The 25,315-nt window shown below is 73.2% G+C and carries 26 protein-coding genes; 8 read left to right on the top strand and 18 right to left on the bottom strand.

The window, feature by feature from the left end:
• Window positions 1-44: 44 nt before the first annotated feature.
• Window positions 45-851: a helix-turn-helix domain-containing protein gene (locus tag Pdca_RS15240; RefSeq protein WP_085912070.1), complete on the bottom strand. Its 807-nt coding sequence runs from the start codon at window positions 849-851 to the stop codon at window positions 45-47.
• 112 nt (window positions 852-963) lie between these two features.
• On the bottom strand, window positions 964-1,713 hold the full coding sequence (locus Pdca_RS15235) for a YebC/PmpR family DNA-binding transcriptional regulator (RefSeq protein WP_085912071.1): 750 nt from the start codon (window positions 1,711-1,713) through the stop codon (window positions 964-966).
• A gap of 300 nt (window positions 1,714-2,013) precedes the next feature.
• Between Pdca_RS15235 and Pdca_RS15230 the strand changes: the two genes are divergently transcribed.
• The 3 genes from Pdca_RS15230 to Pdca_RS37565 are packed head-to-tail and all read left to right on the top strand — an operon-like array spanning window position 2,014 to window position 4,464.
• On the top strand, window positions 2,014-2,292 hold the full coding sequence (locus Pdca_RS15230) for a DUF1490 family protein (protein WP_166665835.1): 279 nt from the start codon (window positions 2,014-2,016) through the stop codon (window positions 2,290-2,292).
• Window positions 2,293-2,314: 22 nt separating this feature from the next.
• Window positions 2,315-3,994, top strand: a complete 1,680-nt coding sequence (locus tag Pdca_RS38020; RefSeq protein ID WP_408635068.1) for a heavy metal translocating P-type ATPase — start codon at window positions 2,315-2,317, stop codon at window positions 3,992-3,994.
• A complete protein-coding gene (locus tag Pdca_RS37565; protein WP_408635072.1) occupies window positions 3,877-4,464 on the top strand; it encodes an HAD-IC family P-type ATPase in 588 nt (195 codons plus the stop codon). The genes Pdca_RS38020 and Pdca_RS37565 overlap by 118 nt, the downstream gene beginning before the upstream one ends.
• On the opposite strand, the gene Pdca_RS15220 is transcribed toward Pdca_RS37565, so the two are convergent.
• From Pdca_RS15220 to Pdca_RS15195, 6 genes are all read right to left on the bottom strand, one after another.
• Window positions 4,446-5,102, bottom strand: a complete 657-nt coding sequence (locus tag Pdca_RS15220) for a hypothetical protein (protein WP_085912073.1) — start codon at window positions 5,100-5,102, stop codon at window positions 4,446-4,448. The genes Pdca_RS37565 and Pdca_RS15220 overlap by 19 nt on opposite strands.
• 129 nt (window positions 5,103-5,231) lie before the next feature.
• Window positions 5,232-5,711 carry a hypothetical protein gene (locus Pdca_RS15215; protein WP_085912074.1) on the bottom strand — a complete coding sequence of 160 codons (480 nt, stop codon included), beginning with the start codon at window positions 5,709-5,711 and terminating at the stop codon, window positions 5,232-5,234.
• A gap of 99 nt (window positions 5,712-5,810) precedes the next feature.
• Window positions 5,811-6,425, bottom strand: a complete 615-nt coding sequence (gene pdxT / locus Pdca_RS15210; RefSeq protein WP_085912075.1) for a pyridoxal 5'-phosphate synthase glutaminase subunit PdxT — start codon at window positions 6,423-6,425, stop codon at window positions 5,811-5,813.
• 169 nt (window positions 6,426-6,594) lie between these two features.
• Window positions 6,595-8,001, bottom strand: a complete 1,407-nt coding sequence (locus tag Pdca_RS15205; RefSeq protein WP_085912184.1) for an NAD-dependent malic enzyme — start codon at window positions 7,999-8,001, stop codon at window positions 6,595-6,597.
• A 140-nt stretch (window positions 8,002-8,141) separates the two neighbouring features.
• The gene (locus tag Pdca_RS15200) at window positions 8,142-9,401 is read right to left on the bottom strand and encodes a DUF4032 domain-containing protein (RefSeq protein WP_085912076.1); all 1,260 of its coding nucleotides are present in this window, start codon (window positions 9,399-9,401) and stop codon (window positions 8,142-8,144) included.
• Window positions 9,401-10,423, bottom strand: a complete 1,023-nt coding sequence (locus Pdca_RS15195) for a LacI family DNA-binding transcriptional regulator (protein ID WP_085912077.1) — start codon at window positions 10,421-10,423, stop codon at window positions 9,401-9,403. Before Pdca_RS15195 ends, Pdca_RS15200 begins: the two co-directional genes overlap by 1 nt.
• 223 nt (window positions 10,424-10,646) lie before the next feature.
• On the opposite strand from Pdca_RS15195, the gene Pdca_RS15190 reads away from it, so the two are divergent.
• Genes Pdca_RS15190 through Pdca_RS15175 form a run of 4 tightly spaced genes read left to right on the top strand, consistent with a single transcriptional unit; the run spans window position 10,647 to window position 15,038 of the window.
• Window positions 10,647-11,942 carry an extracellular solute-binding protein gene (locus Pdca_RS15190; RefSeq protein ID WP_085912078.1) on the top strand — a complete coding sequence of 432 codons (1,296 nt, stop codon included), beginning with the start codon at window positions 10,647-10,649 and terminating at the stop codon, window positions 11,940-11,942.
• The gene (locus Pdca_RS15185) at window positions 11,939-12,901 is read left to right on the top strand and encodes a carbohydrate ABC transporter permease (RefSeq protein ID WP_085912079.1); all 963 of its coding nucleotides are present in this window, start codon (window positions 11,939-11,941) and stop codon (window positions 12,899-12,901) included. Before Pdca_RS15190 ends, Pdca_RS15185 begins: the two co-directional genes overlap by 4 nt.
• Window positions 12,901-13,734, top strand: coding sequence for a carbohydrate ABC transporter permease (locus Pdca_RS15180; protein ID WP_085912080.1), 834 nt, complete (start codon window positions 12,901-12,903; stop codon window positions 13,732-13,734). The genes Pdca_RS15185 and Pdca_RS15180 overlap by 1 nt, the downstream gene beginning before the upstream one ends.
• Before the next feature lie 56 nt (window positions 13,735-13,790).
• On the top strand, window positions 13,791-15,038 hold the full coding sequence (locus Pdca_RS15175) for an ABC transporter ATP-binding protein (protein WP_085912081.1): 1,248 nt from the start codon (window positions 13,791-13,793) through the stop codon (window positions 15,036-15,038).
• 228 nt (window positions 15,039-15,266) lie between these two features.
• Here Pdca_RS15175 and Pdca_RS15170 read toward each other — a convergent pair whose 3' ends face one another.
• The 3 genes from Pdca_RS15170 to Pdca_RS15160 form a co-directional block, all read right to left on the bottom strand.
• Window positions 15,267-16,733 carry a DUF2867 domain-containing protein gene (locus tag Pdca_RS15170; RefSeq protein ID WP_085912082.1) on the bottom strand — a complete coding sequence of 489 codons (1,467 nt, stop codon included), beginning with the start codon at window positions 16,731-16,733 and terminating at the stop codon, window positions 15,267-15,269.
• A 189-nt stretch (window positions 16,734-16,922) separates the two neighbouring features.
• A complete protein-coding gene (locus tag Pdca_RS15165; RefSeq protein ID WP_085912083.1) occupies window positions 16,923-17,231 on the bottom strand; it encodes an AzlD domain-containing protein in 309 nt (102 codons plus the stop codon).
• A complete protein-coding gene (locus Pdca_RS15160) occupies window positions 17,228-18,025 on the bottom strand; it encodes an AzlC family ABC transporter permease (RefSeq protein WP_085912084.1) in 798 nt (265 codons plus the stop codon). The genes Pdca_RS15165 and Pdca_RS15160 overlap by 4 nt, the downstream gene beginning before the upstream one ends.
• Before the next feature lie 54 nt (window positions 18,026-18,079).
• On the opposite strand from Pdca_RS15160, the gene Pdca_RS15155 reads away from it, so the two are divergent.
• Complete coding sequence (locus tag Pdca_RS15155) at window positions 18,080-18,634, top strand: helix-turn-helix domain-containing protein (protein WP_085912085.1); 555 nt, start codon at window positions 18,080-18,082, stop codon at window positions 18,632-18,634.
• Here Pdca_RS15155 and Pdca_RS15150 read toward each other — a convergent pair.
• The 7 genes from Pdca_RS15150 to Pdca_RS15115 form a co-directional block, all read right to left on the bottom strand.
• Window positions 18,618-20,246, bottom strand: coding sequence for a family 16 glycosylhydrolase (locus Pdca_RS15150; protein ID WP_125911422.1), 1,629 nt, complete (start codon window positions 20,244-20,246; stop codon window positions 18,618-18,620). The two genes, Pdca_RS15155 and Pdca_RS15150, sit on opposite strands and share 17 nt — an antisense overlap.
• 261 nt (window positions 20,247-20,507) lie before the next feature.
• Window positions 20,508-21,425 (bottom strand): pyridoxal 5'-phosphate synthase lyase subunit PdxS, encoded by a 918-nt coding sequence (pdxS, locus tag Pdca_RS15145; RefSeq protein WP_085912087.1) that lies wholly within the window; start codon window positions 21,423-21,425, stop codon window positions 20,508-20,510.
• Window positions 21,426-21,441: 16 nt separating this feature from the next.
• Complete coding sequence (locus Pdca_RS35590; protein WP_158092109.1) at window positions 21,442-22,026, bottom strand: NUDIX hydrolase; 585 nt, start codon at window positions 22,024-22,026, stop codon at window positions 21,442-21,444.
• Entirely contained in the window at window positions 22,023-23,156 is a 1,134-nt protein-coding gene (locus Pdca_RS15130; protein ID WP_085912185.1) for a glycosyltransferase family 4 protein, read from the bottom strand. The genes Pdca_RS35590 and Pdca_RS15130 overlap by 4 nt, the downstream gene beginning before the upstream one ends.
• An 8-nt stretch (window positions 23,157-23,164) precedes the next feature.
• On the bottom strand, window positions 23,165-24,082 hold the full coding sequence (locus tag Pdca_RS15125) for a phosphatidylinositol mannoside acyltransferase (RefSeq protein ID WP_085912088.1): 918 nt from the start codon (window positions 24,080-24,082) through the stop codon (window positions 23,165-23,167).
• Window positions 24,075-24,689 (bottom strand): phosphatidylinositol phosphate synthase, encoded by a 615-nt coding sequence (gene pgsA / locus Pdca_RS15120; RefSeq protein WP_085912089.1) that lies wholly within the window; start codon window positions 24,687-24,689, stop codon window positions 24,075-24,077. The genes Pdca_RS15125 and pgsA overlap by 8 nt, the downstream gene beginning before the upstream one ends.
• Window positions 24,690-24,732: 43 nt before the next feature.
• Window positions 24,733-25,308 (bottom strand): HIT family protein, encoded by a 576-nt coding sequence (locus Pdca_RS15115; RefSeq protein ID WP_085912090.1) that lies wholly within the window; start codon window positions 25,306-25,308, stop codon window positions 24,733-24,735.
• Window positions 25,309-25,315 lie beyond the last annotated feature (7 nt).

Below are 25,315 nucleotides of genomic sequence, written 5' to 3'. Positions count from 1 at the left end.
CCCGGCCCCGCCGCGGCAGACGGACACGACGTGTCGGCAGACGGTCAGCCCGTGCCCCCGAGCTGCGCGACCGGCGCCGGCCAGCGCCCCGGTGTGGTCCCGGTCTCCCGCCGGAACGCGGCGACGAAGGCCGCCTCCGACCGGTACCCGACCCGATGGGCGACCGCCCGCACCGGCCGCGTGCCGGTCAGCAGCGGGAGTGCGGACAGCACCCGGCAGCGCCGGCGCCAGCTCTCGAAGCCCAGCCCGGTCTCCTCGGTGAACCGGCGGGTCAGTGTGCGGGCGCTCACCCCGACCACGAACCCCCACTGCTCCAGGGTGCGGCGGTCCTGCGGGGCGCCGAGCAACGTCGTCGCGACCAGGCGCACCGGCGCCGAGCGCGGCATCGGCAGGTCCGGGAGCACCGGCGGACCGTCGACGAGCTGATCGCACAGGACCTCTTCGGCCCGGGTGCGCATCGCGACGTCGAGCACCGGCGACAGCAGGTGCTCGACGAGCGCGATCGTCAGCGGCGGGGTCGGGAACGCGGTCAGCCCGGCCGGCACCGTGGCGCGCCGATCGCGGTCGACGTAGCCGACGAGGAACATCGTCCCGGCCGGGGCCGACACCGCGTGCCGGACGCCGGCGGGGATCCAGACCCCGCTGCCCGGCACCGCCGTCCGTACGACGTCACCGGCCCGGACCCGGACTCCGCCGGAGACCACGACCAGGAACTCGTGGTCGACGTGGTCGTGCGCCGCCCACGCGGTGGGCGCGGTGAGGATCCACCGGTACACCTCGATACGCGGGCCCACCGCCCGGTCGACGACCTCGAGGACCTGCAACCCCACCGACACGACCACCCACCCCATTCAGGACAGGCTCACCTTACCGACAGTCGTGCCACCCGGTCCGGGGACGGCGGTGCGGGGCCGCGCTGCTCATGTCGGCACTGTTCACGCGACGCCGCTCGGTCGATACCGCTCAGTCGACCTCGGCCATGACCTCGTCGGACACGTCGAAGTTGGCGTAGACGTTCTGCACCTCGTCGGAGTCCTCCAGCGCCTCGATCAGCCGGAAGACCTTCCTGGCACCGTCGGCGTCCAGCTCGACCTGCATCGACGGGACGAAGATCGCCTCGGCCGAGTCGTAGTCGATACCGCCGTCCTGCAGCGCGGTGCGCACGGCGACGACGTCGGTCGCCTCGGAGACGACCTCCCAGCTCTCGCCGAGGTCGTTGACCTCTTCGGCGCCGGCGTCCAGGACCGCGAGCAGCACATCGTCCTCGGCGAGCTCGCCCTTCGGGAGCACGACGACGCCCTTGCGGGAGAACAGGTACGCCACCGACCCGGGATCGGCCATCGTTCCGCCGTTGCGGGTCATCGCGGTCCGGACCTCGGTGGCGGCCCGGTTCCGGTTGTCGGTGAGGCACTCCACGAGGACGGCGACACCGTTCGGGCCGTACCCCTCGTAGGTGATGGCCTGGTAGTCGGCGCCGCCGGCGTCGGCACCGGACCCGCGCTTGACCGCGCGGTCGATGTTGTCGTTGGGGACCGAGCTCTTCTTCGCCTTCTGGATCGCGTCGTAGAGCGTCGGGTTACCCTCGGGGTCACCACCCCCGGTGCGGGCCGCGACCTCGATGTTCTTGATCAGCTTGGCGAACATCTTGCCGCGGCGGGCGTCGATCACGGCCTTCTTGTGCTTGGTCGTCGCCCACTTGGAGTGGCCACTCATCGGCTGGTCTGCCCACCTCTCGTGTTCGGGGCCGGGCGCATGCGTGGTGCACGGCCGGGGCAGGCCTCGTCGTGCCGCAGCGGACGCTGCGGCCGGGTGGACCTGCGGGAACCCTTCGATGCTACCGGCGCCGTGCGCACGCCGCCGGTCCGCCCCGCCGGAGGGGCGGCGCCACTCCGCCGGGCGATCACGCCTCCGCCCGGCCATCGGGTGTCGTACCCCGGGGCTACTCTGGACCCCTCGGCCGGGATCGGGTTCGTCGTCCCGCTCGCCGAGGTCGCAGGCGGAAGGAGCGGGCGCGTGTTCGGAGCAGTGCTGGGTAAGGCGGCAGGTCTGGTGGTCACGGGCCTGGCCGGAGCGGTGACCTACGACGGCGTGAAGCGGGTGGCCCGCTCCGGTGCCGTCCGCGAGGCCGCGGTGACCGCGACGGCGTGGGGTCTGCGTGGCGCCCGCGCCGCCGAGACCGGTGCGGAGAAGGCCCGGCTGGCGACCGCCGACATCGTCAGCGAGGCCCGCGGCCGGATCGGCGAGGAGTCGCCGGCCCCCGGCAGCGGCCACGGGCACACCCACGAGCACTGACGGCCGATCGGGGCGAGCACCGGTGACCACCGACGATCCGCAGCTCACCGTCCTGAGCGACGCCGCGGGCCGGGTCCGTTACGCCGTGCCTGCGCTGCGCGGGCGGGTCGCGCTGGCCGTGGCCGTCGAGGACCATGTCGACCACGTCGCAGGCGTCCGGCAGGTGCACGCCTATCCACGGACCGGCAGCGTCGTCGTCTGGGTCCGGGCCGACTGCGACCGGGTCGAGCTGGCCGAGGCGATCGGCAAGGGGATCGGCGCCGATCCCGGGGCGACGGCGGCCCGCACCCCCCGCTCGGCCGACACCCATCACGGTGAGCTCGCCCGGCTCGTCGTCGGCGGGATCGCGCTGGCCGCGCTGGGGCTGCGCCGCTACGGGCTGCGCCGGCCGCCGATGCTCGGCCCGGCCAGCCGCACCGTCGCCACCGGCGTCACGATCTTCACCGGCTATCCGTTCCTGCGCGGCGCCCTGCGCTCGCTGACCGGGGGCCGCGGCGCGGGGACCGACGCGCTGGTGTCAGCGGCGACCGTCGCGAGCCTGGTGTTGCGGGAGAACGTCGTCGCGCTCACCGTGCTGTGGCTGCTCAACATCGGCGAGTACCTGCAGGACCTGACACTGCGCCGGTCCCGCCGGGCGATCTCGGAGCTGCTCACCGGCGCGACCACCAAGACCTGGACCCGGCTCGCGGACGGTACCGAGGTCGAGATCGACATCGCCGATCTCGTGATCGGCGACGAGGTCGTCGTGCACGAGCGCATCGTGCTGCCGGTCGACGGCGAGATCGTCGCCGGCGAGGGGGTCGTCGACCAGGCCGCGATCACCGGCGAGCAGCTGCCGGTCACGGTCGGCCCCGGCGCTCCGCTGCACGCCGGATCGGTGGTGTTGCGCGGCCGGCTCGTGGTGCGCGCCACCGCGGTCGGTCAGGACACCGCGATCGGCCGGATCATCGACCGGGTCGAGCAGGCGCAGGGTGACCGGGCGCCGATCCAGACCGTCGGGGAGAACTTCTCCCGGCGGTTCGTGCCGGCGTCGTTCCTGCTGGCCGGGCTGACCCTGCTGGCCACCCGGGACGTGCGGCGGGCGATGACGATGCTGCTCATCGCCTGCCCGTGCGCGGTCGGGCTGTCCACCCCGACCGCGATCAGCGCGGCGATCGGCAACGGCGCCCGGCGCGGCATCCTGATCAAGGGTGGCGCGCACCTGGAGGCGGCGGCCCGGGTCGACGCGATCGTGTTCGACAAGACCGGCACCCTGACCCTGGGCCGCCCGATCGTCACCAACGTCATCTCCTTCCACGACGACTGGTCGCCCGAGCAGGTGCTCGCGTACTCGGCGTCCTCGGAGATCCACTCCCGGCACCCGCTGGCGCAGGCCGTCATCCGGTCCACCGAGGAGCGCCGGATCGAGATTCCGCCGCACGAGGAGTGCGAGGTGCTCGTCGGGCAGGGCATGCGGGTGCAGGCCGACGGCCGGGTGCTGCTGATCGGATCCCGGGAGCTGCTGCGCGCCCAGGGGTGCGGGTCGGCCGCAAGGCCGCCGACTGGGTCCGCCGGTTGCAGCGGGCCACCGAGACGCCGCTGCTGCTGGCCGTCGACGGCGAGCTGGTCGGCCTGGTGTCGCTGCGCGACACGGTGCGCCCGGAGTCCCGTGCGGTGCTGGACCGGCTGCGCGCCGACGGTGTGCGGCGGATCGTCATGCTGACCGGTGACCATCCCCGCACGGCGCAGGCGGTCGCCGAGGAGCTGGGCATCGAGGAGTACCGGGCGCAGGTCATGCCCGAGCAGAAGCAGGACGTCGTGCGTGCGCTCCAGGAGGCGGGCCACACCGTCGCGATGATCGGCGACGGCACCAACGACGCGCCGGCGCTCGCGCTCGCCGACATCGGGATCGCGATGGGGGTGGCCGGCACCGACGTCGCGGTCGAGACCGCCGACGTCGCACTGGCCGCCGACGACCTGAACGCGCTGCTGGAGCTGCGTGATCTCGGCCGCCGCTCGATCACCCTGATCCGGCAGAACTACGGGATGTCGATCGCGGTCAACGCGGCGGGCCTGCTGGTGTCGGCCGGTGGGGCGATGTCACCGGTCGTCGCGGCGATCCTGCACAACGCGTCCAGCGTCGCCGTGGTCGGGAACAGCTCGCGGTTGATCCGCTACCGGCTGACCGGCTGAGGCGCCGGCACACGTTCGGCCCGCTCCCGGATGCCCCGCAGCATCCGGGAGCTCATGAGGCCGCTCACCGACAGCACGAGCTCGACCATCAGCCGCGCCGCGACGTCACGCGGCCGGTAGCGTTCCCGCACCAGCAGCCGGGTGCCCGGCACCCCGGTCGCGTCCGCTTCACCGGGCCGCAGCACGAAGGCCCAGGAGAACCGGAACGGCATCACCTCCGGCTCCCCCGGCTCGGGCGCTCCGAACAGCACCAGATGCGCTCCCGGTTCCAGGGCGGCGACCCGTAGCGCCACCTCCCGGGCGAGGTGGACGGGGTCGCCGACGGCCAGGTCCTGCAGCCGCGGATCGATCCGGTCGGCGCTGTGCACGTCGAGACCGGCGAGGTTCTCCAGCGCGTCGTGGGAGTAGAAGCCGCCGCGGCCCTGCCCCAGCTGCACCAGCCACGGCCATACCCGCTCCGGCGGGGCCGCGATCGAGATCGCCCGGGTGATCGACACCGTGGCGTCGGGCACCAGGACGTCGCCGGGCAACCCGGCGAGTGCCTCGGTGCCGGTGCTCCCGCCGGAACGGGTGGCGCGCAGCGCCAGTCCGAGCCCGAGTGCGGCGCCGGCCGCCGTCAGTGCGATCCGCGTCCTCATCGGCCGATCGTCGGTGGTGCGGTGGCGGAGCGGCAGGGGCGGGCGGCCCGGTTCGTGCGGGCCGACCGGCCCGGGGCCGCCCGGCCGGACCGGCGGCGCGGGCCCGGCATCAGCGGCGCGGGTCCGGGATCAGCGGACCGGGCCGGGCCGGGCAACCCGGCCCGACCGGAAGAACTCGTTCGACGCCGGGTGGAAGAGCAGCACGAGCGCGCCGATCACCTCGAGCACGTGCAACGTCCGCAGCGCCGCGGCCAGCAGCTCCGGGCCGGAGGCCGTGACCAGGAACCCGATGACGGTCGTCTCGCCGAGCAGCGCCTGCACCGGTTCCGCGATCAGCGACCACAGCCCGACGACACCGAGCACCGCGACCACCGTCCACCGGACCGCCTCGCGACCGGTGCGCAGCTGGACCACCAGCACCGCCAGCACCAGGTAGATCGCGGAGCGTGCGGCGAGCTCCCCGAGGGTCGGCGGGATCGGGCCCGCCAGCCGCACGAGCGACTCGGCGACGCCGGCCAGGATCGCGCCGAGCCAGAGCGCGACACTCCCGGCGACGACGAACGGCGGCACCGGATCCGTCGTGGGCCGCGCGACGGCGAGCGTGCTCATCGGAACCTCCGGGTCGTGGGTGGTCGTCCCACTCTCGCCCGGAACGGTCGCCGGACACAGACGGCGCTCCCCCGACCGCGGGTCGGGTCTGCACCAGTGTCAGGCGGCGCGCACCATGCCCACGAACAGTTCGTGCACCCGGCGGTCGCCGGTCAGCTCCGGGTGGAACGAGGTCGCCAGCAGCGGCCCCTGCCGCACCGCGACGGGCCGGCCCACGGCCTCCCCGGCCCCGTCCACCGGCGGGACCGAGGCCAGCACCTCGACGTCGCCACCGGTCTTCTCCACCCACGGCGCCCGGATGAACACCGCGTGCACCGGGCCGCCGGCCAGGCCGCCGAACTCGAGGTCGGTCTCGAACGAGTCCACCTGGCGACCGAACGCGTTGCGCCGCACGACGACGTCCAGCCCGCCGAGCTGGTGCTGGTCGGGGCGGCCGTCGAGGATCTCGTCGGCCAGCAGGATCATCCCGGCGCACGAACCGTAGGCGGGCAGGCCGCCCCGGAGCCGGGCGCGCAGCGGATCGAGCAGCTCGAACGCGTCGAGCAGCTTCGACATGGTGGTCGACTCACCGCCGGGCAGGACGATCCCGTCGACCGCGTCCAGCTCGGCGGCCCGGCGGACCGGGACCGCCGTGGCCCCGGCCGCGGCCAGCGCGGCCAGGTGCTCGCGGACGTTGCCCTGCAGGGCGAGGACACCGACGGTCGGGGAAGACATGACTACCAGGATAACGCCGTCCGACCTGCGGGAACGCCGGTGGTTCCGGTGAGACGGCGCACGCCACCCGGCGCGGCGCGGCACCCCCGGCCACAGGCACAGCCGCTGTCGCTGTCACAGCCATAGTCGCCCGACCGTGCCGGAGGTGCGACGCCCGGGCGCCGCGGGCTCAGCCGGCCTCGACCTCGCCCCGCTTCGCCTGCTTCCCCGCGACCGCACGCAGCGCGTCGGCGACGGCGGGTGCGACGCTCTGGTCGAACACGCTCGGCACGATGAACGACGGGTTCGGCTCGGACACCACGTCCGCGATCGCCTCGGCCGCCGCGAGCATCATCTCGTCGGTGATGTCGTGCGCCTGGGCGTCGAGCAGGCCGCGGAACACACCGGGGAACGCCAGCACGTTGTTGATCTGGTTCGGGTAGTCCGAGCGCCCGGTCGCGACCACGGCGGCGTGCTGCATCGCGACCGTCGGGTCGACCTCCGGATCGGGATTGGCGAGCGCGAACACGATCGAGTCCGGCGCCATCGTCGCCAGCTCCTGCGCCCCGAACAGGTTCGGCGCGCTGACCCCGACGAACACGTCCGCCCCGACGAGCGCGTCGGCCAGGGTGCCCTGCTTGCGCTCCTTGTTGGTCTGCGCCGCGATCGAGCGGAGGTTGTCGTCCATGTCCGGGCGGTCCGGGTGCACGATGCCGTCGACGTCGACCGCGACGATGTCCGCGGTCTCCTCCGAGCCGAGCAGCCTGATGATCGCGGAGCCGGCGGCCCCGACCCCGCAGACCACGACCCGGACGTCGGAGAACTTCTTGCCGACCACCCGCAGCGCGTTGCGCAGCGCGCCGAGCACGACGACGGCGGTGCCGTGCTGGTCGTCGTGGAAGACCGGAATGTCGAGCAGCTCGCGCAGCCGCGCCTCGATCTCGAAACAGCGCGGGGCGGCGATGTCCTCGAGGTTGATGCCGCCGTAGCCGGGGGCGATCAGCTGGACGGTGCGGATGATCTCCTCGGTGTCCTGGGTGTCCAGGCAGACCGGCCAGGCGTCGACGCCGGCGAACTGCTTGAACAGGGCGGCCTTGCCCTCCATCACCGGCATCGCCGCGGCGGCGCCGATGTTGCCGAGCCCGAGCACCGCCGAGCCGTCGGTGACGACCGCGACGGTGTTCCGCTTGATGGTGAGGCGGCGGGCGTCCTCCGGGTTCTCCGCGATCGCCATGCACACCCGCGCGACACCCGGGGTGTAGGCGCGGGAGAGGTCGTCACGGGTGCGCAGGTTGACCTTGGAGCGCACCTCGATCTTTCCGCCGAGGTGCAGCAGGAACGTGCGGTCGGAGACCTTGCGGACCGAGAAGCCGTCGAGCTCCTCGATCGCGGTCTTGATCTCTTCGACGTGCTCGGTGTTGCGGGCGTTCACCGAGATGTCGACGACCAGCGAATCGGTCCGGGCCTCGACGACGTCGAATGCGGTGACGACGCCACCGACCAGGCCGACCGCTGCGGTGAGATCACCGGCGGACGTGGGGCGGGCAGGGGCGTCGACGCGAGCAGTGATGGCGTAACCGGGACCGGGAATGGACACGGGCCGGAACAGTACCGCCGGGAGTGTGGTTACCGGCCGGTCGGCGCTGTGACACCCGTCGGTCGATGCGCGGTCGTGCTCATCGCGGCACAGGTGTGTGATCCGGGACCCGCCGTCGGGCGCCGGCGCGCTGCGGCGGATCACGGCTCGTCGTCGGAGAACCGCGGGATCTGGCCGGTCGGGGTGTCGGCGACGGCGGTCTTGGCCGCCGAGTCGGTCGGCGCGGACGCTCCGAGCTCGGCCAGCGCGGCCGCGTTGCCCACGTCGCGCCCGGCCCGCTCGGACAGCAGCCAGCGGACCTCGAGCAGGTCGCAGTAGGCCTGCACGTCCGAGCCGGCCCGGCCGAGCGCCTCGTGCGCGGTGCGCGTGCCGGGCGTCAGGCAGGTGTCCAGCCAGCTGCGCGCGGCGACCCGGTCGGGCACCTCGGCGCCGGTGCGCCGGCACATCCACTCCTGGTGCGCCCGCAGGTCGCCGAGCAGCACCCTGGCCTGCCCCTCCCCCACGTCCAGCCCGGTCAGCTTGCGGAGCTGGTCGCCGTGGAAGTTCCGGTCCCCGACGGCGACCTGCAGCCGGGCGCGATCCTCGCCGACCGGTTGCAGGGAGACCTCGTCGACGGCGAACCCGAGGTCGTTCAGCTCCCGGATCGTGCCCTCGATCCGGTACCGGTCGCCGAAGGCGAACACCGGCGCGGCGTGCAGCACGTCCCACAGCGCGCGGTAGCGGTCCGGGAGCGCGTTCGCCTCGTCGATCAGCTGCGGGATGATCTCCGGCGGGCGTTCCAGGCGGGTCGCCAGGTCGATCATCCCGGCGGCGACGTTCTCCACCATGATCGTGAGGTCGTGCTCGCGCTGGCCGTCCGAGAGTTCGGCGTGGATCTCGCTGGTCTCGGCGTCGACCAGATAGGCCTGCAGGGTCTGCCCGTCCCGCATGAACAGCGTGTTCGCCAGCGAGCAGTCGCCCCAGAACACGCCGTTGCGGTGCAGGTCGACCAGCAGCGAGATCATCCCGTCGAAGAGCCGGGCCCGCTGCCGGGGCTGGTTCGGCGGCAACCGCATGATCAGCCGCCGGTACTGCCACGAACCCTGCAGGTAGCGGGTGACCAGCAGCGCGGTGTCGTGCTCGGGCTGCAGCACCAGCCCGGCGGGCCGCACGGCCGGCAGGCACTCTTCCTCCAGGAACCGCAGCACCCCGTACTCGCGGCGGGCGATCCGCTCCGGCATGTCCTTGAGCGCCCACAGCTCGCCGTCCGCCTCGACGAACCGGACCAGGTGCCTGCTCGGGCCGACGGCGATGTCGCGCAACGGCACCTCGGTGGCCTGCCACTCGGCCAGCGGTAGCTCCCATGGTAACGCCAGCAGACCGGGACAGGGCGCCCGCAGAACCAGTTCCGGCAGCGCCATCAGGACGCTCCCCGCCGGCCGGGCGGGCGACCGCTGGTCCCCCGGATGACCAGCCGGGTCGGCACCGTCACCAGCGGGTCCACCGGCTCGCCGGCGAGCCCGGCGATGACCGTCCCGGCGGCCAGCTCGCCCTGCTCCGCGGCGGGCTGGGCGACCGTCGACAGGTCGGTGATCGCGGCCAGCGGATGGTCGTCGATCCCGATCACCGACACGTCCTCGGGGACCCGGTAACCGGCCCGTCGCAGGGTCCGCAGCGCGCCGAGCGCGATCTCGTCGGAGTGCGCGTAGACCGCGGTCGGCGGGTCGGCGAGCCCGAGCAGCTCGCTCATCGCTCGGGCGCCGGACTCCGGGCTCCAGGTCACGGTGACCGTCAGGTCGGGATCCGGCTCGATCCCGGCGTCGGCCAGTGCCGCGTGGTAGGCCGTCGAGCGACCCGCGGGCTGGGCCAGGTCGAGCTCCGGATCGGCGGCGGCGATCATCCCGATCCGGCGGTGCCCCAGGTGCAGCAGATGATCCATCGCCTGTCTGCCCGCGGCGTACTCGTCGATCGACACCGACGGATGCGAGCCGACCCGGGTGCCCGCGGCGACGATCCCGACGCCGATCCGGTCCAGCCGCTCGCGTTCGCGCTCGTCCACCCCGAACCCGAGCAGCACGACGGCATCGACCCGCCTGCGGGCCGGCAGCTCGTCGAAGAACGCCTGCCGGGCCTCGGCGTCGCCGAGGCGGTAGAGCAGCAGGTCCAGACCGGCTGCGCGGAGTGCCCCGGACAATCCCTCCAGCGCGGCGCCGAACCACCAGCGGGCCAGGTGCGGCACGACGACGGCGACCCGGCCGGTGGTGCCCCGGGCCAGGCCGGTGGCGTCCGGGGACGCGACGTACTCGAGCTCGCGGGCGGCCTGCCACACCCGCTCGCGGGTGGCCACCGCGACGTGCGGATGGTCGCTCAGCGCACGCGACGCGGTGGCCGACGAGACACCGGCCCGCCGGGCCACGTCCGCCAGGTTCACCGGTCCGGCCACGCCTCATATTTGACGAATCTTGGAAGCGATTGCAACACGGGCTCCGCTCTGAATCGATTCTGAAGATCAGCTTCTGACCGGGAACGACACACCCCGGTAACCGTTCGCCTGTGAGGCTTGACACCGCCGAGGCGAAGCCCGAAAGTCTCTGTCCGCAAACGCTTCCAGGGCGGTCACCCCGACGCGCCCTGGCCACGCCGAGCACTGGGGGTCGATGTTGACCATGCGTCGCGCACGGTGGAGGAGGGGGCTGGCCGCCGGTGTGGCCGCCGCCGCCCTCGCGGGCCTTGCCGGATGCGGGGGCGCATCCGCCGGCCCGCCGGTGCTCAACTGGTACACCAACCCGGACGACGGCGGGCAGGCCGAGATCGCGGCCGCCTGCACCGCGGCGTCCGGCGGGGCGTACCGGATCGCCACCTCGGTACTGCCCCGGCAGGCCGGCGAGCAACGCCAGCAGCTCGTCCGGCGGCTCGCCGCGAACGACTCGTCGATCGACATCATGAGCATCGACCCGCCCTACATCCCGGAGTTCGCCGAGGCCGGCTTCCTCGCCCCGGTGCCCGAGGACGTCGGCAGCCGCGCCACCGAGGGCGTCGTGAACTCGGCGATCGAGGGCGCCAGCTGGAACGGCGAGCTGGTCACGGTCCCGTTCTGGGCGAACACCCAGCTGCTCTGGTACCGCACGTCCCAGGTCGAGGCCACCGGCCTGGACATGGACGGCCCCGTGACCTGGGACCAGATCATCCAGGCCGCCCAGCAGGGCGACAAGCAGATCGCCGCCCAGGGCGCGCGCGCCGAGTCGATGACGGTGTGGCTGAACGCGCTGATCGAGTCGGGCGGCGGGGAGATCATCACGAACCCGTCGCCGGAGGACCCGGAGGGCATCGAGCTGGGGCTCGACTCCCCCGCCGCGACCAAGGCCGCCGAGATCATGAAGCAGGTCTCGCAGGTCGCCGGGCCGGGCTTCTCCACCGCTGACGAGGACCAGAACTCGAACGCCTTCCAGGGCGACGCCGCGATGTTCCAGGTGAACTGGCCGTTCGTCTGGGGCAAGGTCAACAGCGCGGTCGCCGACGGCAGCGTCGAGCAGTCCGTCGCCGACGACTTCGGCTGGGCGCTCTACCCGCAGACCGAGGCGGGCACCCCGTCGGCGCCGCCGTACGGCGGGATCAATCTCGGCGTCGGCGCCTTCAGCCCGAACGTCGACCTGGCCTACCAGGCGACCGAGTGCATCGTCTCGGAGGAGAACCAGAAGCAGTACATGCTGACCAACGGCAACCCGGCGGCGAAGGAGTCGGTGTTCACCGATCCCGAGGTGCTGGAGCAGTTCCCGATGGCACCGCTGATCGAGCAGTCGCTGCAGCAGGCCAAGCCGCGCCCGCAGACCGCGTACTACAGCGAGGTCTCCGAGTCGATCCAGCGCAACTACCACCCGTCGGCCGGTATCGACCCGGCCACCGTCGGCCCCGCGACCGCCGAGCTGATCCGCGCGGTCATGGCGAAGGAGCAGCTGCTGTGACGACGACGGAGCGGACCGGCACCGGGGGCGCCACCCCCGCGTCGCCGGCCGGCCCTGGCACCAGCGACAAGGCCCGTTCCGAACAGCGGCTGGGCTGGATGCTCGCCGGACCGGCATTCGTGATCATGCTGCTGGTCACGGCGTACCCGATCGCCCAGGCCGTCTACTACTCGCTGTTCAACTATCGGCTGACCGACCCGGACAACATCTCGTTCGTCGGGCTGAACAACTACGCGGTGATCCTCACCGACCAGATCTGGTGGACCTCGTTCGGCGTGACCGTGTTCATCACGGTGGTGACGGTGGCGGTCGAGCTGGTGCTCGGCTTCGCGCTCGCGCTGGTGATGATGAACGCGCTCAAGGCGATCCGGCCGGTCCTGCGGGCCGCGATCCTGATCCCGTACGCGGTCATCACGGTCGTCTCGGCGTTCGCCTGGCAGTACGCGTTCTCGCTGGACTCCGGCTTCGTGAACTCGTGGTTCTCCTGGCTGCCCGGGGTGGCCGTGGACACCGACTGGTTCGGCGGCACCTGGTCGTCGCTGTTCGTGATCTGCCTGGCCGAGATCTGGAAGACGACGCCGTTCATCTCGCTGCTGCTGCTCGCCGGCCTCGCCCAGGTGCCGGACGTGCTGCAGGAGGCCGCCCGGGTGGACGGCGCCTCCTGGTGGCAGCGGATGTGGAAGGTCACCATCCCGAACATGAAGGCCGCGATCATGGTGGCCCTGCTGTTCCGGACGCTGGACGCCTTCCGCGTCTTCGACACCGTGTTCGTCATGACCGGCGGCGCCGAGAACACCGAGACGGTGTCGTTCCTGGCCTACCGGCAGACGATCGCCCGGCTGGAGATCGGGCTCGGCTCCGCGGTGTCGGTGCTGCTGTTCCTGTCCGTCGTGGTCATCTGCGTCGGGTTCATCAAGGGCTTCAAGGTCGACCTGTCCCAGGCCCGAGGGGAGAAGTGATGGGCACCCGCGAGAGGGTCCTGTGGATCGTCGCCGGCATCGCGATCGTGATCTACGCGCTGTTCCCGGTCGGCTGGATCGTGTCGCTGTCGCTGAAGTCATCGGCCGACATCGCGAACGGCCAGTTCCTGCCGACCTCGCTGTCCTGGGAGAACTACTCCCAGATCCTGGTCGGTGACGCGGCCGAGCTGTTCCTGCCCGCGCTGCGGAACTCCTTCGGCATCGTGCTGATCTCCACGTTCATCGCCTGCGTGCTGTCGATGTTCGCGGCCTACGCGATCGCCCGGCTGGACTTCCGGGGCAAGCGGCTGATCCTGTCCACCGCGCTCGCGGTGGCGATCTTCCCGGTCATCTCGATCGTCACGCCGCTGTACAACCTGTGGCGCCAGATCGGGCTCTACGACACCTGGCCCGGCCTGATCATCCCCTACCTGTCGCTGACGCTGCCGCTGTCGATCTGGACGATGTCGGCGTTCTTCCGGGAGATCCCGTGGGAGATGGAGCAGGCGGCGCAGGTCGACGGCGCGACCAGCTGGCAGGCGTTCCGCAAGGTGATCGTGCCGCTGGCCACGCCCGGCGTGTTCACCACCGCGATCCTGGCGTTCTTCATCGCCTGGAACGACTTCGCCTACGGCATCTCGCTCACCTCGACGGGTGCGGCGCGACCGGTACCGGCAGCGCTGGGGCTGTTCTCCGGGGCGTCGCAGTTCGAGTCGCCGAACGGCCCGATCGCGGCGGCCGCGGTGATCGTGACCATCCCGGTCGTCGTGCTCGTCCTGATCTTCCAGCGGCGGATCGTCGCCGGCCTCACCAACGGCGCAGTCAAGGGCTGAACAGCGAACATCAGCGCTGCCCCGTCCGCCCCCTTCGTGAAAGGAAACGATCGGACATGGCGTCGATCGAGATGAAGAACATCGTCAAGAAGTACGGCGACGGCTACCCCGCGGTCAACGACGTGAGCATGGACATCGCCGACGGCGAGTTCATGATCCTCGTCGGCCCGTCCGGCTGCGGGAAGTCGACCCTGCTCCGGATGATCGTCGGCCTGGAGGACATCACCTCCGGCGACATGGTGATCGGCGGGACCCGGGTCAACGAGAAGGCCCCCCGCGACCGAAACCTGTCGATGGTGTTCCAGAACTACGCGCTCTACCCGCACCTGTCGGTGTTCGAGAACATCGCCTTCCCGCTGCGCCTGGCCAAGACCCCCGAGGACGAGGTACGGCGCAAGGTCAACGACGCGTCGAAGGTGCTGGAGCTCGACGAGCACCTGCAGCGCAAGCCGGCGAACCTGTCGGGTGGCCAGCGGCAGCGGGTCGCGATGGGCCGGGCGATCGTCCGCGACGCCGACGCGTTCCTGTTCGACGAGCCGCTGTCGAACCTCGACGCCAAGCTGCGCGGCCAGATGCGCACCGAGATCGCCCGGCTGCAGCGCCGGCTGGGCATCACCACCGTCTACGTCACGCACGACCAGACCGAGGCGATGACCCTCGGCGACCGGGTCTGTGTGCTGCGCAAGGGCGTCATCCAGCAGGTCGCGTCGCCGCGCGAGCTCTACGAGCAGCCGGTCAACCTGTTCGTCGCCGGGTTCATCGGCTCGCCCCCGATGAACTTCCTGCCCGCGACCGTCACCGCCGACGGGCTGGAGACCCCGTTCGGGACGATCGGGCTCGACGCGACCCGCGCCGAGCAGGTGAAGGGCCGCGAGCTGGTGCTCGTCGGGATCCGGCCGGAGTACTTCGAGGACGCCTCGCTGGTCGACGAGGCGAAGAAGTCGCTCGGCTCGACGTTCACCGCGCGGGTCGACGTCACCGAGTGGCTCGGTGACTCGCAGTTCGCCTACATCCCGTACGAGGCCCCGGCCGAGGTGGACGCCAAGCTCAAGGAGCTCTCCCGCGAGCTCGACTCCGACCAGCTGCGTACCCAGGCGATCGTGTCGATCGACTCGACCAGCCGGATCCGGGAGGGCCGCGACGCCGAGTTCTGGCTGGACGCGCGCAAGATCCACGTCTTCGACCCGGAGTCCGGCGACAACCTCACCCGCGATCCCGAGGCCGGTGCCGAGCTGACCCGGATCGCCGCCGAGGACCGCGCCGAGCAGGTCGCGAACGCCCGGGAGGCGGCGGCCCAGGCCTGAGCCCGCGCCCGGTTCGCACCCCTTGACCCCGGTCCACACCTGCTGCAGCGGGTGCGAGCCGGGGTCAAGGGGTGCGAACCGGGGCGGACGCGCGTGCGGCGGTGCCCCACGTGCGTGCGGCGGGGCGCCGGAGCGCGGCGGACCCGACACACGTCTCGCGGGGGCGACGTGCGTGCGGCCGGATCGACGGGTGTGCGGCGGGGCCCGGCGCGTGGGCGGCCGTGGTGGTCACGGCCGGGACGGGCCGCGCAGCTCTCGCAAGTAGCGGGTGTGTGCCACGCCGGTGAGGGTCTGCGCCATCACCGCGAACACGAAGCGCTGGGTCGGGTACACGGCCAGCCAGGCCAGACGTCCGGCCAGCCCGCGCGGAGTGAACCGCACGGTCTGCTCGTAGCGGCTGGTCAGCCGGCCGGTGGCACGGACCCGCAGCTCGAGCCGGGCGACACCGGGCAGCGGCGCGGCGGCACGCAGCACCAGTCGCTCGCCCGGTTCCACCGTCTCGATCACCCAGCGGTCCAGCGGCTCCCCGGCGAGCAGCCGCGGTGGGCCGTCCGAGCACCGGCGCGGCAGCTGACCGCCGGCCAGCACGTCGAGGAATCCGGTCACGGTCGCCACCCCGGGCACCGTGTACCAGCCGTGCTCACCGCCGAGCGTCTCGATCACCGACCAGACCGCGTGCGCCGGTGCGTCGACGTCGTGCGCGTCGGTGGTCGCCCACTCGGCTGGGCCGCTCCCGGGCGGGTCGGACGGGCCGGGGCCGGCCGCGCCGGTGCCGTCCAGCGCCCGGCGGACCGCCGTCCGGTACGACGTGCGTCCTCCCGGCGGGGCACCGACCAGCGCGTCGAGGGCGTCCAGGTCCGCGGGGTCGCAGACCAGTTCGTGCCGCATCGACTCGACGAGCGGCTGGGCCAGCCCCCGGTCGACCGGGGTCAGCGCGGCGACCGCACGCGCGGTGAGCCGGGGCGCCGACACCGGGACCGGTAGCGGCAGCGGCCGGCGCAGACCGGCCTCGGCGGCGTACTCGCTCATCAGCGAGCGGTAGGTGAGGACGTCCGGGCCGCCGATGTCGAACGCCCGGTCCACCTCGGGCGGCAACGTGAGGGAGCCGACGACGGCGTGCAGCACGTCGTCCACCGCGACCGGCTGGATCCGGTTCCACAGCCGGTCCGGCAGCGGCAGCACCAGCGGCCCGCCCATCGCCACGTCGGTCAGGTGCCGGATCATCTCGAAGCTCGCCGAGCCGGTCCCGACGACGATCCCGGCGCGGAGCACGGTGGCCGGGACCGGGCCGTCGAGCAGGATGTCCCCGACCTCCCGACGCGAGCTCAGGTGCCCGGAGACGGTGCCGGCATCCTCGTCCGGCTGGAGTCCGCCGAGGTAGACGATCCGCGCGACACCGGCCGCGGCGGCACCGTCGGCCAACGCCCGGGCGGCGTCGCGGTCCCGGTCGGCATAGCCGGGGCCGTCCATCGCGTGCACGAGATGGACGACGGCGTCGACGCCGGTGCAGGCCTCCCGTAGCGCAGCGGCGTCACGGGCGTCGCCGGGCAGCACCTCGACCGCGTCCGCCCAGGGATGGACGTGCACCTTGGCGGGGGTCCGGACGAGTACCCGGACCGCGTGTACCTCGTCGAGCAGGCGCGGGACGAGACGTGATCCGATGTAGCCGGTGGCGCCGACGACGAGGACGTGCATGCCGACGATCCTCGCCGTCCCGGCCCGGCCGCGCGCGGTGGGGCCGGGCCGGGCGTGGTTCCGAACGCCGTGCAGCGCCGGCGGCGGGTCGGGTCGGGTCGGGCATCCGGCGGGATCGGGTGGCGCGGTGCGGTGCGGTGCGGGGCTGCCTGCCGCCCCGCCCGGCTGCGGCCGCCCGCACCCGCCCGGTCAGGGCACCCCGGCCAGGCGGAGCAGCGCCGTCGTCCCGGCGGCGAGCAGCACCACCAGCACGAACGGGAGCCGCAGCCACACCGCCAGCGCGGCCACGGCCACCCCGGCCGGGCGGGCCCATCCGGCGAAGCCGTCCCCGTCGAACCAGGTTCCGGTCGCGACCAGTGCGACCAGCAGGGCAACAGCACCCAGTTCGGTCAGCCGGATCGCCCGGTCGGAGAAGGTGATCCGGCCGTGCAGCAGCAGCGGGAGCAGCCGCAGGAGGTAGGTGCCGCCGGCGAGGACGACCAGCGCGGCGACGGTCACGAGCCACTCCCCCGCTCCGGGCGGTCACCGTCCGGGCGCTGGACCGGCTGCGCCCCGTCGAGCTCCTGGTGCTGTGGACCCGGTGGCCCGTCGGCACGGTCCGGGGGCTGTGCCGCGCCGCGGCGTCCGGCGGCGCCGACGCCGAGCATCCCGGCGAGCACCGGCAGCCCGGCGGGCAGGAACGGTGCGCAGGCCAGCGCGATCGTCGCCGCCGCGGCGGCGACCCGTTGCGCGTCGACCGCGCGCAGCATCGGGACCAGCATCGCGAGCAGCGCGGCCGGGAAGGCGGCGTCCAGCCCGAGCGCGGACGGGTCCGGCACGCTCGCCCCCAGCAGCAGGCCGCCCGCGGTGCCGAGCTGCCAGCAGGCGTACTTCGCGACACCGAGGATCCAGAACGCACGCCGGGCCCGGCCCGGGGTACCGCCGGTCCGGGCCAGCACGAAGGCCGTCGACTCGTCGGTGATCACGTGCGCACCCGGCACCCGCGACCAGCCGCTGCCGAGGTGCCGGGCCAGCGCCAGGCCGAACGGGAGGTGCCGCAGGTTCAGCACCAGACCGGCGGCGACCGCGGCCCAGATCCCGCCGCCGGCCGCCAGCACACCGGTGACCAGAAGCTGGGCGCCGCCGGCGAACACCAGCAGCGACATCGCCATCGTCATCCCCGGGGAGAGGCCCGCCGCCGGGGCGAGGGCACCGAACGAGACCCCCACGACGCCGACGGCCACCGCGACCGTCACGGCATCGCGGACATCGGCGCCGGTCTCCGGGCGGCGTGTTCGGTGTGTCGAACGCATGACCGCTAGAGTGAACAGCAACCCACACGTTCGTCAAGTCGATCGGATCGTACGATGAACCGAACGCCGCCCCTAGCGACCATCGCCGCCGCGATCCGGCGTGAACGGACCCGTCTCGGCATCTCGTCCGCCGAGCTGGCCCGCCGCGCCGGGATTGCGAAGTCGACGTTGTCCCAGCTCGAAGCGGGTACCGGGAACCCGAGCGTGGAGACGCTGTGGGCGATCGCGGTCGTCGTCGAGGTGCCGTTCAGTGCACTGGTGGAGCCGCAGGCCGCGCCGGTCCGGGTGGTTCGGGCGGCCGACCGGCCTGCGCTCCGTTCCGAGGACTCGCCGTTCACCTCGGCACTGCTCTCGGCCTGCCCGCCCGGCGCCCGGCGCGACGTGCACCTCGTCACGTGCGAGCCGGGTGAGCCGCGGGTCGCGCACGCGCACTCACCCGGCACGGCCGAGCACATGATCGTCGGACAGGGGCGGTGGCTGGCCGGCCCGGAGGGTGCGGAGGTCGAGCTGGATCCGGGTGACTACATCACCTTTCCCGGCGACCGCCCGCACGCCTACCGGGCGTTGACTCCCGGGGCCACCGCCGTCCTGGTCATGGAGTACCGCTGACGTCACCGCTCGGGGCGCGGGTCGCCGCCCCCGGCGCCGGGTCCCGGACACCCTCGGTGATCCGCTTCCCCAGCCGGTCCAGGAGTCCCTCGGCGGACGCCGTCTCCGACTCGGGCAGCGAGTACTGCCGGACCCAGTCGACCTCCATCTTCGACGGCTGCACCTCGCCGTCACCGTTCGGGAACCAGTCGAGCTGGATGCACAGGTGCATCGGTCCGGGCGGCAGGATCGAGGTGTCGTCGGTCCGCCACCACTCCTCGCCGTTGACGTAGGCGACGACGCTGTCCGGGGTCCACTCGACGGCCCAGTTGTTCCACTGCGTCCCGTCGATCTCGACCTCGCCCTGCACCTGGCTGTTGTCCTCGCCGTAGTGCAGGAACAGCTCGGTCGTCTGACGGGTGTGGTCGGTCATCTCCATGAAGTCGATCTCGCCGCCGACCGGGAAGTCCTCGGCCGTGGGCCAGAGCAGCAGCAGCGCGTTGTAGGTCGGGTCGGACTCGGGAGCGCGCACCCGGCCCTCCCAGCGGCCGTACTTCTGGCTGTTGCCGGTCCACGCCATGCCGGCGGTGGTGCCGTCGGCGTCGCCGTCGATGGTGAGGATGCCGTTGTCGACCGAGACCGCGTCCGGTGCGCGGGTCCCCTCGCCCGCGTGGCCCGGGCCGTCGTAGATGTTCCAGCCGCTGAGCTCGCCGTCGAACTCGTCGACGTGGTCCGGCTCGCCCCAGCCGTGCGCGGTCGCCGCGCTGGTGTCGGCACCGGCGTAGGCGGCCGGCTCGCTCGGCTCAGCCGGCTCGGTCGGCTCGCTCGGCGACTGCGGGTCCACCGGGGACTGCGGGGCGGTCGGTGCGGTCACCTCGGCCGGGTCGGCCGGGTCGGCCGCGGGATCGCAGTCGGCAGGATCGGTCGCGCCGCCACCGGACGCCGAGTCATCGCCACCGGAGCCCTGATCGCCACCGGAGCCCTGATCGCCACCGGGAGCCGGGTCGTCACCGGGAGCCGGGTCGTCACCGGGAGCCGGGTCGTCACCGGGAGCCGGGTCGTCACCGGGAGCCGGGTCGTCACTGCCGGAGTTCTGGTCGTCACTGCCGGAGCCCTGGCCGCCGCCGGAACCCGGGTCGTCGGCACCGGACGCCGGATCATCGCTGCCGGCGCCCTGGTCGCCGCTGTCGGCCGGATCCCCGGGGCCGTTGTCGTCCTGGCCGCCGGAAGGTCCGGTGTCGCCCGCTCCCCCGTCGTCACCGGAGCCGCTCGGGTCATCCGAGCCGCCGCCGGAGCCGGCGCCGGAGCTCCGGGCATCGCCGGAACCGGCGCTCCCGGAGCTGCCGCCCCCGGAGCCGTCCGGGTCGTCGTCCTCCGCCCCACCGGGCGTCGCCATACCGGGCTCGTCCCCGGCCGCGGTGGCTCCGGTGCCGCCGGGCTTCCCCGTCCCGGCGGCACCGGCACCGTCTCCCGCGTCCGGGCCGGAACCGACCCCGGGCCCCGCCGGAGCGGGGCAGTCCACCGCGGTGGACGAGCCCGGTTGCGCTGCGGCCCCGGTGTCGGCGAACGCCGCAGCCGGCAGGCTGATCAGCATGGCTGCGGCGATCGCCGCGGCTCGCACAGAGCGTCCCATCAGGCTCCTCCGCCCCATCGGTCTCGTGATTCACCGACGACGCTAAATGCCACACAGTCACCACGCTCACCTTTGTCACCACATCGAGTAGGCAACCCCGCCTGCGAGTGACCGCAGAACGTGTCGGAGCCGGGCGCAAGCTCCTTCCGGGGGACCGATCCCGTCACCCGGCCGTGGGGTCACGGCGCAGCCGGCCCCGGAACGCGTCGAGCCCCGCCCGGGCGGACCGGGCGGGGCTCGACGGAACTGCTGCGGGCGGTACTACCAGCCGCGCGAGGCGTAGCGCTGGTCCTCGGGGATGTCCGGGATGTTGATCCCGACCATCGCCTCGCCCAGGCCCCGGGAGACCTTCGCGATCATGTCGGGGTCGTCGTGGAAGGTGGTGGCCTTCACGATCGCCGACGCGCGCAGCGCCGGGTCACCGGACTTGAAGATGCCCGACCCGACGAAGACGCCCTCGGCGCCGAGCTGCATCATCATCGCCGCGTCGGCCGGGGTGGCGATGCCGCCCGCGGTGAACAGGACGACCGGCAGCTTCCCGGTGCGGGCGATCTCGGCGACCAGCTCGACCGGGGCCCGCAGCTCCTTGGCCGCGATGTAGAGCTCGGCGGCGTCGAGCGAGGCGAGCCGGCCGATCTCGGACCGGATCGAGCGCATGTGCCGGGTGGCCTCGACCACGTTGCCGGTGCCGGCCTCGCCCTTGGAACGGATCATCGCGGCACCCTCGGAGATCCGGCGCAGCGCCTCACCGAGGTTCGTCGCACCGCACACGAACGGCACGGTGAACGCCCACTTGTCGATGTGGTGCGCCTCGTCGGCCGGGGTGAGGACCTCGGACTCGTCGATGTAGTCGACGCCGAGCGACTGGATGACCTGAGCCTCGACGAAGTGGCCGATCCGGGCCTTGGCCATCACCGGGATGGACACTGCCTCGACGATGCCGGCGATCATGTCCGGATCGGACATGCGGGCCACGCCGCCGTTCGCGCGGATGTCCGCGGGCACGCGCTCGAGGGCCATGACGGCCACGGCGCCGGCGTCCTCGGCGATCTTCGCCTGGTCGGGGGTGACCACGTCCATGATCACACCGCCCTTGAGCATCTCGGCCATGCCGCGCTTGACCCGCGCGGTGCCGTGCTGCGGACCGGCGTTCTCCGGAGTGCTATCGGCTGCGGACACGGGTGATCGGAGCTCCTCACATGACGGTGCGGTGACGCGTCGATCCTACGTCAGCCCGGCCGCGGGAACCCGCGGGTTCCGGATCGACGATCTCGAAGTACACGGGCTCCGGTGCGGTGCCGTGCAGGTGCAGCCGGCGGACCATCCGACGCGACCTGAGCACCCGGGTGTCGCGAACCGCGTCGTTGTGCACCCGGCGGGCCAGCACGACGAGCTGCTGGGCGTCGTCGAGCTCCGCGGCGAGCGTCGGATCCCGCACCGCCGCACCGTGCGCGGCGAGTTCCCTGGTCAGAGCGTTCTCCGCCATCTCACGGGACTCCCTGGTACCGGCCGGATCCCGGCCGTCCGCGGCCGGCGCAGACCCGGCCCCGGCGGCGGTCGCGGCAGCCGCGAGCGACGCGGCACGCGGTGCGTCGAGCGACTCGGCGACCTGCAGCGCGATCCGCACCCGGCGCGCGAGTGCCGCGGCGAGCCCGGCCCGGGCGGCTTCCACCCTGGCGTGCAGCCGGTGCAGCCTGCGCACCCGTGTCAGGCACCACACGGTGAGGGCCGCCACGGTGGCCACCAGCAGCGCGCCGAGCGCGAGCACACCGCCGCTCACGCCGCACCCCCGCTGGACGCCCGCGGATCGGCCGCGATCGCCGCCCGGTAGACGCGCAGCACCTGGGCCGCGACGACCGGCCAGTCGTAGCGCGCGGCCCTGGCCCGCCCGGCGACGGCGAGCGCGTCCCGGGCGGCGGGATCGTCGAGCAGCCCGGTCAGCTCGGTGGCCAGCGCGGTCGCGTCACCGGCCCGGAACAGCCGGCCCGCGCCGTCGGCGAGCACCGCCCGGAACGGCTCGATGTCGCCGGCCAGCACCGGCGCACCGGCCGCCATCGCCTCGGTGAGCACCATCCCGAAGCTCTCCCCGCCCCGGTGCGGGGCGCAGTAGACGTCGGTCGCGCGCAGCGCCGCCGCCTTGGTCAGCTCGTCGACGGCACCGAGCAGGTCGATCCGCCCGGCGAGCTGCGGCCCGGCGGTGCGCCGCAGCGCCACACCGTCGCCCCGCCCGACGACGAGCAGCCGCAGGTCCGGGTACCGCGGCAGCAGCCGGCGCAGCGCGTCGAGCAGCACCGGCATGCCCTTGCGCGGCTCGTCGAACCGGCCGACGAACCCGATCCGGGTGCCGCCCGGCAGGCCGGGGACGAGTTCGTCGAGCGCGGGACCGTGGGCGAACCGGGCGACATCGACACCGTTCGGGATCTCGGTCGCGTCGCCACCGAGATGCTCGACCTGGACCCGCCGGGCGGTCGCCGATACCGCGATCCGGGCCGTCACCTTCTCCATCAGCGGACGGATCATCCCGCCGAAGGCGGCGAGCGCCCGGGACCGGTCGGTGGAGGTGTGGAAGGTGGCCACGATCGGGCCACCCGCGGCGAGCAGCGCCAGCACCGAGACGCTGACGGTGGTGGGCTCGTGCAGGTGCAGCACGTCGAACCGGTGGCGGGCCAGCCACCGTCGGACCCGGTGGTAGGTCAGCGGCCCGAAGGTGACCCGGGCGACGGAGCCGTTGTAGGGGACGCCGACCGCCCGGCCGAGCGGGGTGACGAACTCCGGGGCCTCCCGCACGCCGGGTGCCAGCACCTCGACCCGGTGCCCGCGCGTCCGCAGCGCCGCGGCCAGGTCGAGCACGTGGTTCTGCACCCCGCCCGGGACGTCCAGCGAGTAGGGGCAGACGATCCCGATCCGCAGTCCGCCGGTCATGCCGCGGCCCCGATCGGCTGCAGCATGTGCCAGTCCTCCGGGCGCTCGGCGATCAGCTCGCCGAACGCGTCGGCGAGTGCCTGGACCGCCTTCGCGTCGGAGCACCGGGAGCGCTCGTCGGGGACCGGGATCTCCGCGCCGACCCGCACCCCCCAGGCCTCCCCGACGAACACCGGGTACGCCGGATGCAGTGCGGCGCCGGTGATCCGGGCCAGCCGCGCCGGTCCGGCCGGGAGCCGGGCCGGGGCCCCGAGGAACGACACGTCGATCCCGCGCCCGGACAGGTCCCGGTCGGCGACCAGGCACACCACCCCGCCGGCGCGCAGACGGGCGGTGAGCGCGCGGTGCGCGGTGCGCGGATCGTCGGCGGTGACCACCTCGAAACCCAGCGCGCGCCGGTAGGCCAGGAACCGGCGGAACAGCGACTCCGGGCGCAGCCGCTGCACCACGGTCGTGATCACCGGATCGAGCCCGCGCCGGGCCAGCTCGCGGACCAGATAGACGCCGGCGACGTCCCAGTTCCCGGCGTGCGGCAGCGCGTACAGCACGCCCCGCCCCCGGCCGAGCGGCTCCAGCGAGGCCGCGATGCCGTGCGCGTGCGGGTGCATCGCGGCGTGCAGCACGTCCGGATCCAGCGCCGGCAACGCGAACGCCTCCCGCCAGTAGCGCGCATAGCTGCGCATCGCACGCCCGACGAGCAGGTCCAGCTCGGCCCGGTCCGCGCCCGGCCGGACCCGGGCCAGGTTGGCACGCAACCGCTGCACCCCGGGCCCGTTGCGGCGGGTGGCGAGATCGGCGCCCAGGTCGAACACCCGGGCGACGACGCCGGTGGGCAGCCTTCCGGCGATCGCCCAGCCCGCGGTGTAGCCGGCTCCCGCGACGGCCTCGTGGAGGCGCCCGGGTAGCTCAGACACGGGGGGCCTCGCGGGCGCTGCGCCGCACCGCCATGATCCGCTGGCCCAGGGTCACCACCGTCCCGGCCGCCAGCACCAGCAACGCGACGGTCAGTGCGTAGGGCACCCCGAGCCCGGAGACGAACGCGCCGAGCAGCCCGAGGATCAGCCGTTCCGCCCGTTCGACGAAGCCGCCCTCCGCGGTCAGCCCGACCGACTCGGCGCGCGCCTTCACATACGACACGATCTGGCCCCCGACCAGGCAGACCAGCGCGGCCGCACCGGCCACCGGCTCGGCGCCACCGGTCATCGCCCACCAGGCGAGCGCGCCGAACAGGGCGCCGTCGACCATCCGGTCACAGGTGGAGTCGAGCACCGCGCCGAACCGGGTGCCGCCACCGAGTGCCCTGGCCATGGCACCGTCGATCAGGTCGGTGAGCACGAACAGCGTCACCAGGACCGCGCCGAGGACCAGCCAGCCCGCGGGCAGGAACACCACGGAGCAGACGATGGCGCCGACGGTGCCCAGCACCGTCACCGTGTCGGGGCCGATACCGAGTCCGACCAGGCGGCGGCCGACCGGGTCGGTGAGCCGGTTGACGTGCCCGCGGGCGAACATGTTCAGCATCGTGCGCCGGGCGCTCCAGGTTCTCGAACGGGACGCCTCAAGCCTAGTCCTGGTGCGGGTCGGCCCGCCGTCGGCTCACCCAAGCGGCAGCCAGCTGATCCCGGGTCTCCGCCAGCAGCTGCGGGATGACCTTGGTCTGCCCGACCACCGCGATGAAGTTGGCGTCCCCGCCCCACCGCGGGACGACGTGCTGGTGCAGATGGTCGGCCAGCGACCCACCGGCCAGGTGCCCGAGATTGAGCCCGACGTTGAACGCGTGCGGGGCGGCGACCTTCTTCATCGTCACCACGGCCTGCCGGGTGAAGTTCATCAGCTCGGCGGCCTCCGAGTCGGTCAGGTCCTCCAGCTCACCGACGTGCCGGTAGGGCAGCACCATCAGATGCCCCGGGTTGTACGGGTGCAGGTTGAGCAGCGCGAACACCTCGTCGCCGCGCGCGACGACGAGGTTGTCCGCGTCCGGGTCGGTGGACTCCTCCAGGGACTCCCCGCGGGCGATCCGGCAGAACGGACAGCCGGCGTCCGTCGAGCCCTTGATGTACGCGAGCCGGTGCGGCGTCCACAGCCGGGCGAAACCGTCGGGCGTCCCGACCCCCTCCTGCGGGATCCACTCCTGCTCCATGAGCCGA

Origin of the sequence: Pseudonocardia autotrophica, from assembly GCF_003945385.1 — a bacterium.
Taxonomy (GTDB): domain Bacteria; phylum Actinomycetota; class Actinomycetes; order Mycobacteriales; family Pseudonocardiaceae; genus Pseudonocardia; species Pseudonocardia autotrophica.
The sequence above is the reverse complement of the archived record's forward strand: the minus strand, read 5'-3'. Positions and strand labels throughout refer to the sequence as shown.